Raw genomic sequence first — 15039 nt, 5'->3', positions numbered from 1 at the left:
GGCGTCTTCCGACCTCCTGCGCCCTTGCCCGTCCACCGGCCGGGACCACGCACGGCGAAGGCCCGGGCCTCCCTCACGAGACCCGGGCCTTCCCTCGTCCGGTCCCCGCGCGGGCCGGGCCCGCGGCAGGAACCGGCGTCACGCGGCGACCGGAACCTCCGGCACGGCCCCGTTCGCCGCCGGGGCCAGCGCCAGCTCCAGCACCTGGCGGACATCGGTGACGGCGTGGACGTCGAGCCCTTCCAGCACCTCCGCGGGGACGTCGTCCAGGTCGGGCTCGTTGCGCTTGGGGATGACGACGGTCGTCACACCCGCCCGGTGCGCGGCGAGCAGCTTCTGCTTCACCCCGCCGACGGGCAGGACGCGGCCGGTGAGGGAGACCTCGCCGGTCATCGCCACGTCGGTGCGCACGAGCCGTCCGCTCAGCAGCGACGCCAGTGCCGTCGTCATCGTGACGCCCGCGCTCGGGCCGTCCTTGGGGACCGCGCCCGCCGGGAAGTGGATGTGCACGCCCCGGTCCTTCAGGTCGGCGACCGGCAGTTCCAGTTCGGCGCCGTGCGAGCGCAGGAAGCTCAGCGCGATCTGCGCCGACTCCTTCATCACGTCGCCGAGCTGACCGGTCAGGGTCAGGCCCGCGGCGCCCGTCTCCGGGTCGGCCAGGGACGCCTCGACGAAGAGGACGTCGCCGCCGGCGCCGGTGACCGCGAGCCCGGTGGCGACACCCGGCACCGCGGTGCGCCGCTCGGCCGGGTCCTGGGCGGACTCGGGCACGTGGTGGGGCCGGCCGATCAGCTCGCGCAGGTCCTCCTCGCGGACGGTGAGCGGCAGCTCCCGCTCGCCCAGTTCGTGCTGGGCCGCGACCTTGCGCAGCAGCCGGGCGACGGACCGCTCCAGGGTGCGCACGCCGGCCTCGCGCGTGTACTCGCCGGCCAGCTTGCGCAGCGCGCCCTCCTCGAGGGTCACCTCGTCCGCGGCGAGCCCCGCCCGCTCCAGCTGGCGCGGGAGCAGGTGGTCACGGGCGATGACGACCTTCTCGTCCTCGGTGTAGCCGTCGAGGCGGACCAGCTCCATGCGGTCGAGGAGCGCCTCCGGGATGGCCTCCAGGACGTTGGCGGTGGCCAGGAAGACGACGTCGCTGAGGTCCAGCTCCACCTCCAGGTAGTGGTCCCGGAAGGTGTGGTTCTGCGCCGGGTCCAGCACCTCCAGCAGGGCCGCCGCCGGGTCGCCGCGGAAGTCCGATCCCACCTTGTCGATCTCGTCGAGCAGGACCACCGGGTTCATGGACCCGGCCTCCTTGACCGCGCGCACGATCCGGCCGGGCAGCGCGCCGACGTACGTGCGGCGGTGGCCGCGGATCTCGGCCTCGTCGCGCACGCCGCCGAGGGCGACGCGGACGAACTTGCGGCCCATGGCGTGGGCCACGGACTCGCCGAGGCTGGTCTTGCCGACGCCGGGCGGGCCGACGAGCGCGAGCACGGCGCCGCCGCGCCGGCCGCCGACGACCCCGAGACCCCGGTCGCTGCGCCGCTTGCGCACCGCGAGGTACTCGGTGATCCGCTCCTTGACGTCCTCCAGACCGGCGTGCTCGGCGTCCAGGACCGCCCTGGCGCCCCGGATGTCGTAGACGTCCTCGGTCCGCTCGTGCCACGGCAGTTCCAGGACGGTGTCCAGCCAGGTGCGGATCCAGGAGCCCTCGGGGGACTGGTCGCTGGACCGCTCCAGCTTGTCGACCTCCTTGAGGGCGGCCTCGCGCACCTTCCCGGGCAGGTCGGCGGCCTCCACGCGGGCGCGGTAGTCGTCGGACTCCTCGCCCTCCTGCTCGCCGTTCAGCTCGCGCAGTTCCTTGCGGACGGCCTCCAGCTGGCGGCGGAGCAGGAACTCCCGCTGCTGCTTGTCGACGCCTTCCTGGACGTCCTTGGCGATGGTCTCGGCGACGTCCTGCTCGGCGAGGTGGTCGCGCAGCCGGCGGGTGGCGAGCCGGAGCCGGGCGACCGGGTCGGCGGTCTCCAGCAGCTCCACCTTCTGCTCGGTGGTCAGGAACGGCGAGTAGCCGGAGTTGTCGGCGAGGGCGGAGACGTCGTCGATGGCCTGGACCCGGTCGACGACCTGCCAGGCGCCGCGCTTGCGCAGCCAGGCGGTGGCGAGCGCCTTGTACTCCTTGACCAGCTCGGCGACGTGGCCGGGCAGCGGATCGGGCGCGCTCTCGTCGATCATCGTCCCCTCGACCCACAGCGCCGCACCGGGTCCGGTGGTGCCGGCGCCGATCCTCACGCGGCCGCGGCCTCGGATCAGGGCGCCCGGGTCACCGTCGGCCAGCCGGCCGACCTGCTCGACCGTGCCCAGCACGCCGGTGCCCGCGTACGACCCGTCGATGCGCGGCACCAGGAGGACCCTGGGCTTGCCGGGCTCGGACCGGGCGGCGGCCTGCGCGGCCTCGACCGCGGCGCGCACGTCGTTGTCGTTGAGGTCGAGCGGAACCACCATCCCGGGCAGCACGACCTCGTCGTCGAGCGGCAGCACGGGCAGGGCGAGCGGTGTGAACGCTGCGGACTCAGCAGCCATGATCTCCCCTTAGGCAGTCAAGTTGAGTTATGCCGACTCAATGCACGTGAGTCTCCGAATGTTCCCCGCTCCGACCGCCGTTCGCTGTCAGCGATCACTCGCGCCGCCGCCGACGGGCGACCGCACAGGCTTGCGGTAATAACTCAATGGCGCGAGAGACCATTACGGGAGACTTCGTGGACGGTGTCGTACGGGCATGGGTGGACGGCTGGGTCGTGTCGCGCGGCGCGGCCCCGCCCGTGCGGGAGCCGTGGGGGTTCACCGTGGACGTGGGGCAGCCGGCGCACGTGTCGCGGCACGTCCTCGCGGCGGTGGGCGACGGCGTCGAGGAGGAGACCGTGCGCGGGGTCGCGGACGGCGTGCGGGGGGCCGGTGTGTGGCTGAAGGTGTTCCAGGACCCGGCGCTGGTCGGGGACTGGCTCGGGGAGGGCTGGTGGACCGATCCCGAGCCCGGCTGGCTGATGACCGCGCCGCTGCCGGCCCGGACGGGGCACACGCGCGTGCCCGACGGCTACGGCCTGAGCCGCTGGACGCGCGGCGGCGTCACCCGCGTCCTGGTCACCGCGCCCGACGGCTCCTTCGCGGCCCGCGGCCAGGTCGCCCCGACCGGCGCCACGGCGGTGGTCGACCAGGTCGAGACCGCGCCCGCGCACCGGCGCCGCGGCCTGGGCGGCCTCGTCGTGCGCCTGCTGGCGGAGCGGGCGGCCGCGGAGGGCGCGGAGACGGGCGTCCTGGCGGGGACCCCGGCCGGCCGGGCCCTCTACGAGTCACTGGGATGGACGGTGACGGCGCCGCTGACCAGCGCGAAGTTCACGGGGACCGGCGAGGCTGCCGGTTAGCCGCGCCACGCGCGCGTGCCACGGGCACCGGGGCACCCGTCCCCCGCCGCTCGGACGCACCACTCACGCGCACCGCTCCCCCGGCGCCGTACCCACGGCCAGACCGCGACGCCTGTCGCCAGCGCGATCAGGTGGCCCCAGTTGCTCAGCGGGTCCGTGAGGGCGAGCAGGTCCCTCAGGAGCGTCCCCCCGGACACCACGAGCAGCAGCCGGCGCGGCCAGGGAGCCAGCAGACCGGCCAGCGCGCCGACGCTCGCCGCGACGCCGAAGCTGACGCCGTAGTCGAGGCGGTGCAGCGAGCTGTCCGGAAGGTGACCCACGAGGACGGCGAGGCCCACCGGGATCTCGGTCGCCAGGGTGGCCAGGACGTGCCCGAGCAGGAAGACGCCGGCCGTACGGACGCCTCCGACGCGCCGCTCCAACGCGGTGAGGACCAGCAGGAAGCCGGGCACGAACGGCGACGCGATCCCCCCGGCCACCCACAGCGCGCTGGCCGCCAGCACCGGCACCGGGGCGTGCAGCAGGTGCGCGACATCGGTGCTGGAGTTCTCGTGCAGGCTCCGCACGAGCGCGGGGTCGGCGTGCGCGGTGACGTACGACGTGACGGCGAGGACGAGGGCGTAGAAGAAGGTGAAGGGGGTGCCGGTGGGGGTCGGCAGCAGGCGCCACGGGCGCGGGCGCGACCCCTCGCGCGCCGGGGCCGGGAGCCCGGACGCGGACGGACCGCTCCGGCCGGGGCCGACCGCCGCCCGCCGACGGGGGACGCCGTCCAGGAGGCCGGGGCCGTCGGGGAGGGACCCGGACGAGCCGGACGGGCCGGATGCGCCGGATGCGCCGGCCACCAGACCGATCGGGCCGGACGGGCCGGGCAAGCCGGCCGGGCCGGACTGACCAGGCAGGCCGGTCAGGGCGGACGGGCGGGTCGGGCCGGACGGACTGAGGGGGCCGGACGGACTGGGTGCGTCGGCCAGGTCGATCGGGCCGGACGGGCCGGGCGAACCCGGCGAGGCCGCCGCAGCGGGCGAACCATGCGACGCCGCCGTACCGGTCGGGCCGGGCGATGCCGCCGTAGCGGTCGGCGTGCGTTCCACCGTGAGGCGCTCCTTCCGCTCCCCCGCATCCTTCGCTCCCCGGGACGCCCCCGCCCGTGTCCGACGCCACGCGGCGGTCGGGCCGCAGCAGCCCCTCGGACACCGGCGGTACCGGCGGACGTCAACCGCGCCTACCCCGATCTCCCCCGTCCGAACACCCCTGCGTCCGATATTCCCCGACCGACCGTCAGGACCGGTGCCAAGATGGTCCGATGCCCATCTCCTACGACTCCCCCGAAGTCCTGGACCGTCGTGAGGGCCCCTACGGCGAGGTCGTCCTGCGCCGGCACGGGGAACTGCTCCAGATCATCGCCAACGGCTGCTTCCTGATGGACACCTCCGACGGGCGCTCGGAACGCCTCCTGATGGACGCCGCGCTCACCGCGCTGGACGGCCGCCCCGCACCCGACGTGCTGATCGGCGGCCTGGGCGTCGGATTCTCGCTCGCACACGCCGCCGCCGACCCCCGGTGGGGCCGGATCACGGTCGTCGAGCGCGAACGCGCCGTGATCGACTGGCACCTCGACGGCCCGCTCGGCGCCCTCTCCCGCGCCGCCCTCGCCGATCCGCGCACCACCGTCGTGGAAGCGGATCTCCTCGACCACGTCAATGAGACATCCGACACGTTCGACGCCCTGTGCCTCGACATCGACAACGGGCCCGACTGGACCGTCACGGAGGGCAACGACGGCCTGTACTCGCCGGCCGGACTCGCAAGCTGCGCAAGGGTGTTGAGGCCGGGCGGGGTACTCGCGGTATGGTCCGCCCAGCCGTCTCCCAAATTCGAGGGAACCTTGGGGAATGCCGGGTTCCAACAGGTGCGTACCGAAGAGATCCCGGTTGCCCGAGGCGTGCCGGACGTCGTGCACCTCGCCGTCCGACCTGGATAGCAAAGCCGCGGTGACTCCCCGTACGCTGCTGCCCTGACGCAGGTCATCAAAGCGTCAACCGCAGTCATGCGCAGAAAAGGAATCACCCCACTGGTTCCGGAAAGCACACTTCAGGGGCGGGCGATGGAGCAGACACACACCGCACACAACGGCACGGCGACGGCGACGCCCGGTGCGCAGCGCCGGGTTCTGGTGGTCGAGGACGACCCCACGATCGTCGACGCCATCGCGGCCCGCCTGCGCGCCGAGGGATTCCTCGTGCAAACGGCGGGTGACGGCCCGGCGGCCGTCGACACCGCGGAGGCCTGGCAGCCCGATCTGCTGATCCTCGACATCATGCTGCCCGGCTTCGACGGTCTGGAGGTCTGCCGCCGCGTGCAGGCCGCCCGCCCGGTGCCGGTGCTGATGCTCACCGCGCGCGACGACGAGACCGACATGCTGGTCGGGCTGGGCGTCGGCGCCGACGACTACATGACCAAGCCGTTCTCCATGCGGGAGCTGGCCGCGCGCGTGCACGTCCTGCTGCGCCGCGTGGAGCGCGCCGCGATCGCGGCCTCGACGCCGCGCAGCGGGATACTGCGGCTCGGCGAGCTGGAGATCGACCACGCGCAGCGCCGGGTCCGGGTGCGCTCGGAGGACGTGCACCTCACGCCCACCGAGTTCGACCTGCTGGTGTGCCTGGCGAACACCCCGCGCGCGGTGCTCTCCCGCGAGCAGCTGCTGGCGGAGGTGTGGGACTGGGCGGACGCCTCCGGCACCCGCACCGTCGACAGCCACATCAAGGCGCTGCGGCGCAAGATCGGGGCCGAGCGGATCCGCACGGTGCACGGCGTGGGCTACGCGCTGGAGACCCCGGCGCCATGAACCGCGGGCCGGACGGACCGAGAAGCCCCGGGGAACCCTGGGGCGGTGTGCGCCCGTTCTCGATCAAGACCAAGCTGGGGGCACTGGTCGTCATCTCGGTCCTGATCACCACCGGGCTGATGATGATCGCCATGCGCACCGAGACCGAGCTGCGCTTCATCACGGTCTTCTCGATGATCGCCACCCTGCTGATCACGCAGTTCGTGGCGCACTCGCTCACCTCGCCGCTGGACGGGATGAACACCGTGGCCCGGTCCATCTCGCACGGCGACTACACCCGCCGGGTGAGCGAGAACCGCCGTGACGAGCTGGGCGACCTGGCCCAGACGATCAACGTCATGGCGGACGAGCTGGAGGCGCAGGACCGCCAGCGCAAGGAGCTGGTGGCCAACGTCTCGCACGAGCTGCGCACCCCCATCGCGGGTCTGCGCGCCGTGCTGGAGAACGTGGTCGACGGGATCGCCGAGGCCGACCCCGAGACCATGCGCACGGCGCTGAAACAGACCGAGCGGCTCGGGCGGCTGGTGGAGACCCTGCTGGACCTGTCCCGCCTCGACAACGGCGTCGTACCGCTGCGCAAGCGGCGCTTCGAGGTGTGGCCGTACCTGTCGGGGGTGCTGAAGGAGGCCAACATGGTCGCCTCGGCGCGCGCCACGATGGGCTCGGGCGGCAGCCACACGCGCACGGACGTCCATCTGCACCTGGACGTGACCCCTCCGGAGCTGACCGCGCACGCGGACCCGGAGCGCATCCACCAGGTCGTCGCGAACCTCATCGACAACGCGGTCAAGCACAGCCCGCCGCACGGACGGGTGACGGTCCGGGCGCGGCGCGGGCCGCTGCCGGGGTCGCTGGAGCTGGAGGTCCTGGACGAGGGTCCCGGCATCCCGCGTTCGGAGTGGCACCGCGTGTTCGAGCGGTTCAACCGGGGTGCCGTCAGCCGTCCGCACGGTCCGGGCAGCGACGGCGGCACGGGACTGGGACTGGCGATCGCCCGCTGGGCGGTCGATCTGCACGGAGGCCGGATCGGAGTGGCCGAATCCGAGCGGGGTTGCCGGATTCTTATCACTCTTCCGGGAGACTCGTCCGTTCAAAGTTGACGTAAAGTCTGCGGCGGAGTCACAAGATCCACCGGCGTTCGCACGGTCGGACGCGTGCGATCGGGTACCCCTCCGGTCCAGGTCGGCCCAGGTCCGCACGCCGAGCGTGCGCGACCCGCACCGACCTGCGTCGACACACCTGTTTCAGCGGGCAACCGCGTTTGTTTCCCGCCATTTCCGGCCCCGAAACAGCCCTCGCGATGTGACTTACGCGACGATGCGGTGGCCCGGCCTGACCTTCACCGGTTGGGAGGCGTAGCCTTTATTCCCGCTGTCCATCACCTTGTGAAGCGGAAGAGGGCGGTTGCCGCCGTGTCGCCACAGTCCCCCAGTAACGCATCGAGCATCTCGACCGACGCAGACCAAGCGGGCAAGAATCCCGCTGCCGCGTTCGGAGCGAACGAGTGGCTCGTCGACGAGATCTATCAGCAGTACCTCCAGGACCCGAACTCGGTAGACCGTGCCTGGTGGGACTTCTTCGCCGACTACAAGCCGGGCGCGGCCGCGCCGTCGGCTCCGGCGGGCGCTGCGGCCGCGGGGGCCGCAGCGGCCCCCACCACGCCCGCGGCGCCCGCCGCACCGGCGGCTCCCGCCGCACCGGCCCAGGCCGCGCCCGCCGCCCCGGCGCCCGCGAAGGCACCGGCGCCGGCCGCCCCGAAGCCCGCCGCCGCGGCTCCGGCGCCCGCGAAGGCCCCGGCCGCGAAGCCGGCCGCCGAGGCCGCGCCCGCCGCCTCCCCCGACGGCCCCGAGTTCGTGACGCTGCGCGGTCCGTCCGCCGCGGTCGCCAAGAACATGAACGCCTCGCTGGAGCTGCCCACGGCCACGTCCGTGCGCGCGGTCCCGGTGAAGCTGCTGTTCGACAACCGCATCGTCATCAACAACCACCTCAAGCGCGCCCGGGGCGGGAAGATCTCCTTCACGCACCTGATCGGCTTCGCGATGGTGCAGGCCATCAAGGCCATGCCGTCGATGAACTGGCACTACGCGGAGAAGGACGGGAAGCCCACCCTCGTCAAGCCCGCGCACGTCAACTTCGGCCTCGCCATCGACCTGGTGAAGCCCAACGGCGACCGCCAGCTCGTCGTCGCCGGCATCAAGAAGGCCGAGACGCTGAACTTCTTCGAGTTCTGGCAGGCCTACGAGGACATCGTCCGCCGCGCCCGCGACGGCAAGCTGACGATGGACGACTTCACCGGCGTCACGGTCTCCCTGACCAACCCCGGCGGCCTCGGCACCGTCCACTCCGTCCCGCGCCTGATGCCCGGCCAGTCGGTCATCATGGGCGTCGGCTCCATGGACTACCCGGCGGAGTTCCAGGGCACCAGCCAGGACACCCTGAACAAGCTCGGCATCTCGAAGGTCATGACGCTCACGTCGACCTACGACCACCGGGTCATCCAGGGCGCCGCGTCCGGCGAGTTCCTGCGGATCGTCGCGAACCTCCTCCTCGGCGAGCAGGGCTTCTACGACGACATCTTCGAGGCGCTGCGCATCCCCTACGAGCCGGTCCGCTGGCTCAAGGACATCGACGCCAGCCACGACGACGACGTCACCAAGGCCGCCCGCGTCTTCGAGCTGATCCACTCCTACCGGGTCCGCGGCCACGTCATGGCCGACACCGACCCGCTGGAGTACCGCCAGCGCAAGCACCCCGACCTCGACATCACCGAGCACGGGCTCACCCTGTGGGACCTGGAGCGCGAGTTCGCCGTCGGCGGCTTCGCGGGCAAGTCCCTCATGAAGCTGCGCGACATCCTCGGCGTGCTGCGCGACTCGTACTGCCGCACCACCGGCGTCGAGTTCATGCACATCCAGGACCCCAAGCAGCGCAGGTGGATCCAGGACCGCATCGAGCGCTCGCACACCAAGCCGGAGCGCGAGGAGCAGCTGCGCATCCTGCGCCGCCTGAACGCGGCGGAGGCCTTCGAGACCTTCCTGCAGACGAAGTACGTCGGCCAGAAGCGCTTCTCCCTGGAGGGCGGCGAGTCCGTCATCCCGCTGCTCGACGCGGTGCTCGACTCGGCCGCCGAGTCGCGCCTCGACGAGGTCGTCATCGGCATGGCCCACCGCGGCCGGCTGAACGTGCTGGCGAACATCGTCGGCAAGTCGTACGCGCAGATCTTCCGCGAGTTCGAGGGCAACCTCGACCCGAAGTCGATGCACGGCTCCGGCGACGTGAAGTACCACCTGGGCGCCGAGGGCACCTTCACGGGCCTGGACGGCGAGCAGATCAAGGTCTCGCTGGTCGCCAACCCCTCGCACCTGGAGGCGGTGGACCCGGTCCTGGAGGGCGTCGCGCGCGCCAAGCAGGACATCGTCAACAAGGGCGGCACGGACTTCACCGTCCTGCCGGTGGCCCTGCACGGCGACGCGGCCTTCGCCGGCCAGGGCGTGGTGGCCGAGACCCTGAACATGTCGCAGCTGCGCGGCTACCGCACCGGCGGCACGGTCCACATCGTCATCAACAACCAGGTCGGCTTCACCGCGGCCCCCGAGTCCTCGCGTTCCTCCATGTACGCGACGGACGTGGCCCGCATGATCGAGGCCCCGATCTTCCACGTGAACGGCGACGACCCGGAGGCCGTGGTCCGCGTCGCGCGGCTCGCCTTCGAGTTCCGCCAGGCCTTCAACAAGGACGTGGTGATCGACCTCATCTGCTACCGCCGCCGCGGTCACAACGAGTCGGACAACCCGGCCTTCACCCAGCCGCTGATGTACGACCTGATCGACAAGAAGCGCTCGGTGCGCAAGCTGTACACCGAGTCCCTCATCGGTCGCGGCGACATCACCCTGGAAGAGGCCGAGCAGGCGCTGCAGGACTACCAGGGCCAGCTGGAGAAGGTCTTCACGGAGGTCCGCGAGGCCACCGCGCAGCCCTCCCCCGGTGACGCCCACGAGCCGCAGGACGGCTTCCCGGTCACGGTGGACACCGCGATCTCGGCGGAGGTCGTCAAGCGCATCGCCGAGTCCCAGGTCAACATCCCCGACCACATCACCGCGCACCCGCGTCTGCTGCCGCAGCTCCAGCGCCGGGCCGCGATGGTCGAGGACGGCACCATCGACTGGGGCATGGGCGAGACGCTGGCCGTCGGATCCCTCCTCCTGGAGGGCGTCCCGGTCCGCCTGGCCGGCCAGGACTCCCAGCGCGGCACGTTCGGCCAGCGGCACGCCGTGATCATCGACCGGGAGACCGGCGAGGAGTTCACGCCGCTGATGTACCTCTCGGACGAGCAGGCGCGCCTGAACGTCTACAACTCCCTGCTGTCCGAGTACGCGGCGATGGGCTTCGAGTACGGCTACTCGCTGGCCCGCCCCGACGCGCTCGTGCTGTGGGAGGCCCAGTTCGGCGACTTCGTCAACGGCGCCCAGACGGTCGTGGACGAGTTCATCTCGTCGGCGGAGCAGAAGTGGGGCCAGACGTCCGGCGTCACCCTGCTCCTCCCGCACGGCTACGAGGGCCAGGGCCCGGACCACTCGTCCGCCCGCCCGGAGCGCTTCCTCCAGATGTGCGCCCAGAACAACATGACGGTGGCCATGCCCACCCTGCCGTCGAACTACTTCCACCTCCTGCGGTGGCAGGTGCACAACCCGCACCACAAGCCGCTGGTCGTCTTCACCCCGAAGTCGATGCTGCGCCTCAAGGCCGCCGCGTCGAAGGCCGAGGAGTTCACGGCGGGCCAGTTCCGCCCGGTCATCGGCGACGCCTCGGTGGACCCGGCCGCCGTCAGGAAGGTCGTCTTCTGCGCCGGCAAGGTCTACTACGACCTGGACGCCGAGCGTCGCAAGCGCGGCATCACGGACACCGCGATCATCCGCATCGAGCGCCTGTACCCGCTGCCGGGTGCCGAGCTCCAGGCGGAGATCGCCAAGTACCCGAACGCCGAGAAGTACCTGTGGGCCCAGGAGGAGCCGGCCAACCAGGGCGCCTGGCCGTTCATCGCCCTGAACCTGATCGACCACCTGGACCTGGCCGTCGGCGCGGACGTGCCGCACGGCGAGCGCCTGCGCCGCATCTCGCGGCCGCACGGCTCGTCCCCGGCGGTCGGCTCGGCCAAGCGCCACCAGGCCGAGCAGGAACAGCTGGTGCGTGAGGTGTTCGAGGCGTAGGCGTCCTCGGCCGTCGGGACAGCGGCGGACGGCGGTGGACAGCGGCGGGGCCGCACCTCTTCACGGGGTGCGGCCCCGCCGTCTCACGGGTGCGGGCCGGCCGTTCCGCGGGTGCGGACCCGTCGTTCGTGCCCGTTTATCCTTGGCTCATGTACTTCACGGACCGTGGCATCGAAGAGCTGGAGAAGAGGCGCGGCGCGGAGGAGGTCACCTTCGAGTGGCTCGCCGAGCAGCTGCGGACGTTCGTCGACCTGAACCCGGACTTCGAGGTCCCGGTGGAGCGGCTGGCGACGTGGCTGGCCCGGCTCGACGACGAGGACGACGAATAGGTCCACCGACGGCACGCGGTCGTGTGCGGGGGCGCCCTGAGGGGCGCCCCTTTTGCGTGCCCGGTGCGGCCGGCGTGCGCGATGCGGCCGGCGTGCGCGATGCGGCCGGCGTGCGCGATGTACTCGGCGCGCTCGGCGTGCCCGGTGGGTTCGGAGGCTGCGGGAGGCCGGTCACCGGAAGGAGTGTCTTGACTTCCCCGGGCCGCGATATATCGTGTTTCATGTGGGACGCGATATGGCGTGTCACGTCGTGCCGTGTCCTCGAGGAGGTCATCACCATGTCCGAGTGGTCCGTCACCGAGCCGAGGAAGTTCTCCTTCGACGAGCCGGTGAGTGAGCTGCACGTCCGCATCGTCGGCGGAACGGTCAACGTGGTGGGCACCGACGAGGGTTCCGCCCGCCTGGAGGTCTCCCACCTCGAGGGGCCCCCTCTCGTCGTGACCCACCGGGACGGGGCGCTGACGGTGGCGTACGAGGACCTGACCTGGAAGGGCTTCCTCACGTGGCTCGACCGCAAGGGCTGGCGGCGCAGTGCCGTCGTCTCGCTCGCCGTCCCGGCCGGCACCCGTGTGGAGGTCGGCGTGGTGAGCGCCGGCGCGGTGGTCTCCGGCATCGACGGGCGTGCCGAGGTGAGGGGCGTCTCCGGCGACACGACCCTGGTCGGCCTGGCGGGGCCGGTCCGCGCGGACACCGTCTCGGGGAACGTGGAGGCGCAGGCCCTCACCGGCGACCTGCGCTTCCACTCCGTCTCCGGGGACCTGACCGTCGTCGAGGCGGGCTCCTCCGTGACGGCCGACTCGGTGAGCGGATCGATGATCGTCGACCTCGACCCGGCGGGCCGGGCCACCGACATCAGCCTGACCAGCGTCTCGGGCGGGATCGCCATCCGGCTGCCCCAGCCGGCGGACGCGCGGGTGGAGGCGAACACCGCGAGCGGTTCGGTCTCGAACGCCTTCGAGGACCTCCGGGTCAGCGGCCGGTGGGGCGCCAAGCGGATCACCGGCCGTCTCGGCACGGGCAGCGCCCGCCTCAAGGCCACGACGGTCTCCGGCTCGATCGCCCTGCTGCGGCGGCCTCCGGCGGAGGACGGACCGTGGGAGACGGGACCGGCTCCGGACGACGGCGACTCCGCCGCTCCGGGAGACCGTCCCCTGTCCGGGGCCGGTCCGGCGTCCGGCCCGGACGACAGCACGACCGACAAGAAGGTGCTCTGACATGCCCCCCGTCTTCGCCCACGGCCGCCTCCGCCTCTACCTGCTCAAGCTCCTGGACGAGGCTCCGCGCCACGGCTACGAGGTGATCCGTCTCCTGGAGGAACGCTTCCAGGGGCTGTACGCGCCGTCGGCGGGCACCGTGTACCCCCGGCTGGCGAAGCTGGAGGCCGAGGGCCTGGTCACCCACACCAGCGAGGGCGGCCGCAAGGTGTACGCCATCACCGACGCGGGCCGGGCCGAGCTGGCCGACCGCAGCGGTGAACTCGCCGACCTGGAACTGGAGATCCGCGAGTCGGTCGCCGAACTGGCCGCGGAGATCAGGGCCGACGTGCGCGGAGCGGCGGGCGAGCTGCGGCGTGAGATGCGGGCGGCCGCCTCCCAGGCCCGGCAGGACACCGGGGCGGACAGCGGATCCGGCGCCGGCCAGGGCCCCGGCGAGTACGGGGAGTACGGCGACGGGGAGTCCTGGCGGGCGGCCAAGGAGGAGATGCGGCGCGCCAAGCAGGAGTGGAAGGAACAGGCCCGCCGGGCCAAGGACGAGAGCCGGCGGGCCCGCGAGGAGGCCCAGCGGGCCCGCCGCCAGGCCAAGGAGGCCCAGGAGCGGGCCGTGGCCCAGGCCCAGGAGGAGGTCCAGCGCATAGCGCGACGGGTACAGGACCAGGTCCAGGACCACTTCGCGCGGGGCGACTGGCCGACGGGCGTCCGGGAGGGGCTGACCGAACTGGCCGAGGAGTTCGGCGAGTTCGGAAAGGACTTCGGGAAGGGGTTCGGCAAGGACTTCGGCTTCGGCCGGGGCGGCACCGGGGGACCGGAGCGAGCCGGGGAGGCCGGGGGGCCGCGGGCCGCCGCGGGACCGGCGGAGCCGGCGGGAGGCGCGGGCGCCACGGCCGAGGGCCCGGTCTACTCCGAGACCCCCGCGGACTTCCCGGCCGGCTTCGAGCCGTCCTGGGTCCACGAGGCACCCGGCGACGACCCGGCCCGTGACCTGGACCGGCTCCTGGACCGCTTCCGCGACGACATCCGCGACGCGGCCCGCGACCACGGCGTCACCGACGACCAGCTCCGCGAGGCCCGCCGCCACCTGTCGACGGCGGCGGCCCGCATCGGGGCGGTGCTGCGGACGGGCGAGGACTGAGCACGGACAGCCGGTGCGTCAGCCCGCCCGGGCCTCTCCCTGCGCGTACAGGACCCGGGTCAGGGAGGTGTGGGTGACGCCGTGGTCGGCGAGGATCTCGGCGGACGGGCCGGGGCCGGCGGTCAGGGCGAGCAGGAGGTGCTCGTCACCGATGTGCCGGTCGCGGTGGGCCAGGGCGATGCGCAGGGACTTCTCCAGGACGCCCTTGGCCTCCCGCCCGAAGCCGGGCCGGCCGACGCCCGGACGGCCGACCCGCCCTCCCGGGCCCCGCCGCCCCGTGTCGCGCCGGCCCCCGGCCATCGCACCGACCCCGTGCACCTCCTCGACCCGGGAGACGATCTCGGACACGTCGATGCCGAGGTCGGCGAGGGCGTCGGCGTCCGCCCGGGAGAGGCCCGCGCGCCGGCGCGCCTCGTCCAGTGCCTCACGGACCGGTTCCCTGCCCTCCACCGGGAGGCCGAGGGCGGCCAGCGCGAAGGAGCCGCGGCTCGCTCCGCGGTCCAGCAGGGCGTGCAGCAGATGCTCGGGGCCCACGGTCCCCTCGCCGGTGTTCCGGCAGTGCGCGACCGCGCCGCGCACCACCTCCCGGGCGTCCTTCGTGAACCGCTCGAACATCACTGCCTCCCGTACTTCTTGTGCACGGCCTGTCTGCTGACGCCGAGTTCCGCGGCGATCTCCTGCCACGACCATCCCTGATGGCGCGCACTGCGCACCTGCACCGCCTCCAGCCGCTCCAGCAGCCGGCGCAGCGCGGCGACGGCGCGCAGTCCGACCCGTGGATCACGGTCGCCCGCGCGCTCGGCGAGGTCCGTTGCTTCGGTCATGACGTCAACTTACGTTGACATACGTCCTCACGTCAACTCGAGTTGACATGCGAGGCGCGCGAAAGGCGGGCCCGGCATCCGGGC

12 protein-coding genes are annotated in these 15039 nt (G+C 72.6%); 8 read left to right on the top strand and 4 right to left on the bottom strand.

What is annotated here, in order from left to right; translation table 11 throughout:
- Positions 1–138 precede the first annotated feature (138 nt).
- Positions 139–2562 (bottom strand): endopeptidase La, encoded by a 2424-nt coding sequence (gene lon, locus ACF09K_RS04005; protein WP_392240867.1) that lies wholly within the window; start codon positions 2560–2562, stop codon positions 139–141.
- A gap of 176 nt (positions 2563–2738) precedes the next feature.
- Between lon and ACF09K_RS04000 the strand changes: the two genes are divergently transcribed.
- A complete protein-coding gene (locus tag ACF09K_RS04000; protein WP_392240866.1) occupies positions 2739–3401 on the top strand; it encodes a GNAT family N-acetyltransferase in 663 nt (220 codons plus the stop codon).
- Here ACF09K_RS04000 and ACF09K_RS03995 read toward each other — a convergent pair.
- On the bottom strand, positions 3398–4252 hold the full coding sequence (locus tag ACF09K_RS03995; RefSeq protein WP_392241037.1) for a rhomboid-like protein: 855 nt from the start codon (positions 4250–4252) through the stop codon (positions 3398–3400). The two genes, ACF09K_RS04000 and ACF09K_RS03995, sit on opposite strands and share 4 nt — an antisense overlap.
- 452 nt (positions 4253–4704) lie before the next feature.
- On the opposite strand from ACF09K_RS03995, the gene ACF09K_RS03990 reads away from it, so the two are divergent.
- The 7 genes from ACF09K_RS03990 (at position 4705) to ACF09K_RS03960 (ending at position 14131) form a co-directional block, all read left to right on the top strand.
- Entirely contained in the window at positions 4705–5382 is a 678-nt protein-coding gene (locus tag ACF09K_RS03990; protein ID WP_392240865.1) for a spermidine synthase, read from the top strand.
- A gap of 123 nt (positions 5383–5505) precedes the next feature.
- Positions 5506–6246: a response regulator transcription factor gene (locus tag ACF09K_RS03985; protein WP_392240864.1), complete on the top strand. Its 741-nt coding sequence runs from the start codon at positions 5506–5508 to the stop codon at positions 6244–6246.
- Positions 6243–7346, top strand: a complete 1104-nt coding sequence (locus ACF09K_RS03980; RefSeq protein ID WP_392240863.1) for a sensor histidine kinase — start codon at positions 6243–6245, stop codon at positions 7344–7346. Before ACF09K_RS03985 ends, ACF09K_RS03980 begins: the two co-directional genes overlap by 4 nt.
- Positions 7347–7658: 312 nt before the next feature.
- The gene (locus tag ACF09K_RS03975) at positions 7659–11453 is read left to right on the top strand and encodes a multifunctional oxoglutarate decarboxylase/oxoglutarate dehydrogenase thiamine pyrophosphate-binding subunit/dihydrolipoyllysine-residue succinyltransferase subunit (RefSeq protein WP_392240862.1); all 3795 of its coding nucleotides are present in this window, start codon (positions 7659–7661) and stop codon (positions 11451–11453) included.
- A gap of 149 nt (positions 11454–11602) precedes the next feature.
- Complete coding sequence (locus ACF09K_RS03970) at positions 11603–11782, top strand: DUF6104 family protein (RefSeq protein WP_073491365.1); 180 nt, start codon at positions 11603–11605, stop codon at positions 11780–11782.
- A gap of 278 nt (positions 11783–12060) precedes the next feature.
- Complete coding sequence (locus ACF09K_RS03965; protein WP_392240861.1) at positions 12061–12996, top strand: DUF4097 domain-containing protein; 936 nt, start codon at positions 12061–12063, stop codon at positions 12994–12996.
- Position 12997: 1 nt separating this feature from the next.
- Positions 12998–14131, top strand: a complete 1134-nt coding sequence (locus ACF09K_RS03960) for a helix-turn-helix transcriptional regulator (protein ID WP_392240860.1) — start codon at positions 12998–13000, stop codon at positions 14129–14131.
- An 18-nt stretch (positions 14132–14149) separates the two neighbouring features.
- Here the strand turns inward: ACF09K_RS03960 and ACF09K_RS03955 are convergent, their stop codons facing one another.
- Complete coding sequence (locus ACF09K_RS03955; RefSeq protein WP_392240859.1) at positions 14150–14746, bottom strand: Clp protease N-terminal domain-containing protein; 597 nt, start codon at positions 14744–14746, stop codon at positions 14150–14152.
- The gene (locus ACF09K_RS03950; RefSeq protein WP_382793163.1) at positions 14746–14955 is read right to left on the bottom strand and encodes a helix-turn-helix domain-containing protein; all 210 of its coding nucleotides are present in this window, start codon (positions 14953–14955) and stop codon (positions 14746–14748) included. The genes ACF09K_RS03955 and ACF09K_RS03950 overlap by 1 nt, the downstream gene beginning before the upstream one ends.
- Between the last annotated feature and the right edge of the window lie 84 nt (positions 14956–15039).

This window comes from Streptomyces sp. NPDC014882 (assembly GCF_043081325.1).
Lineage (GTDB): Bacteria > Actinomycetota > Actinomycetes > Streptomycetales > Streptomycetaceae > Streptomyces.
The sequence above is the reverse complement of the archived record's forward strand: the minus strand, read 5'-3'. Positions and strand labels throughout refer to the sequence as shown.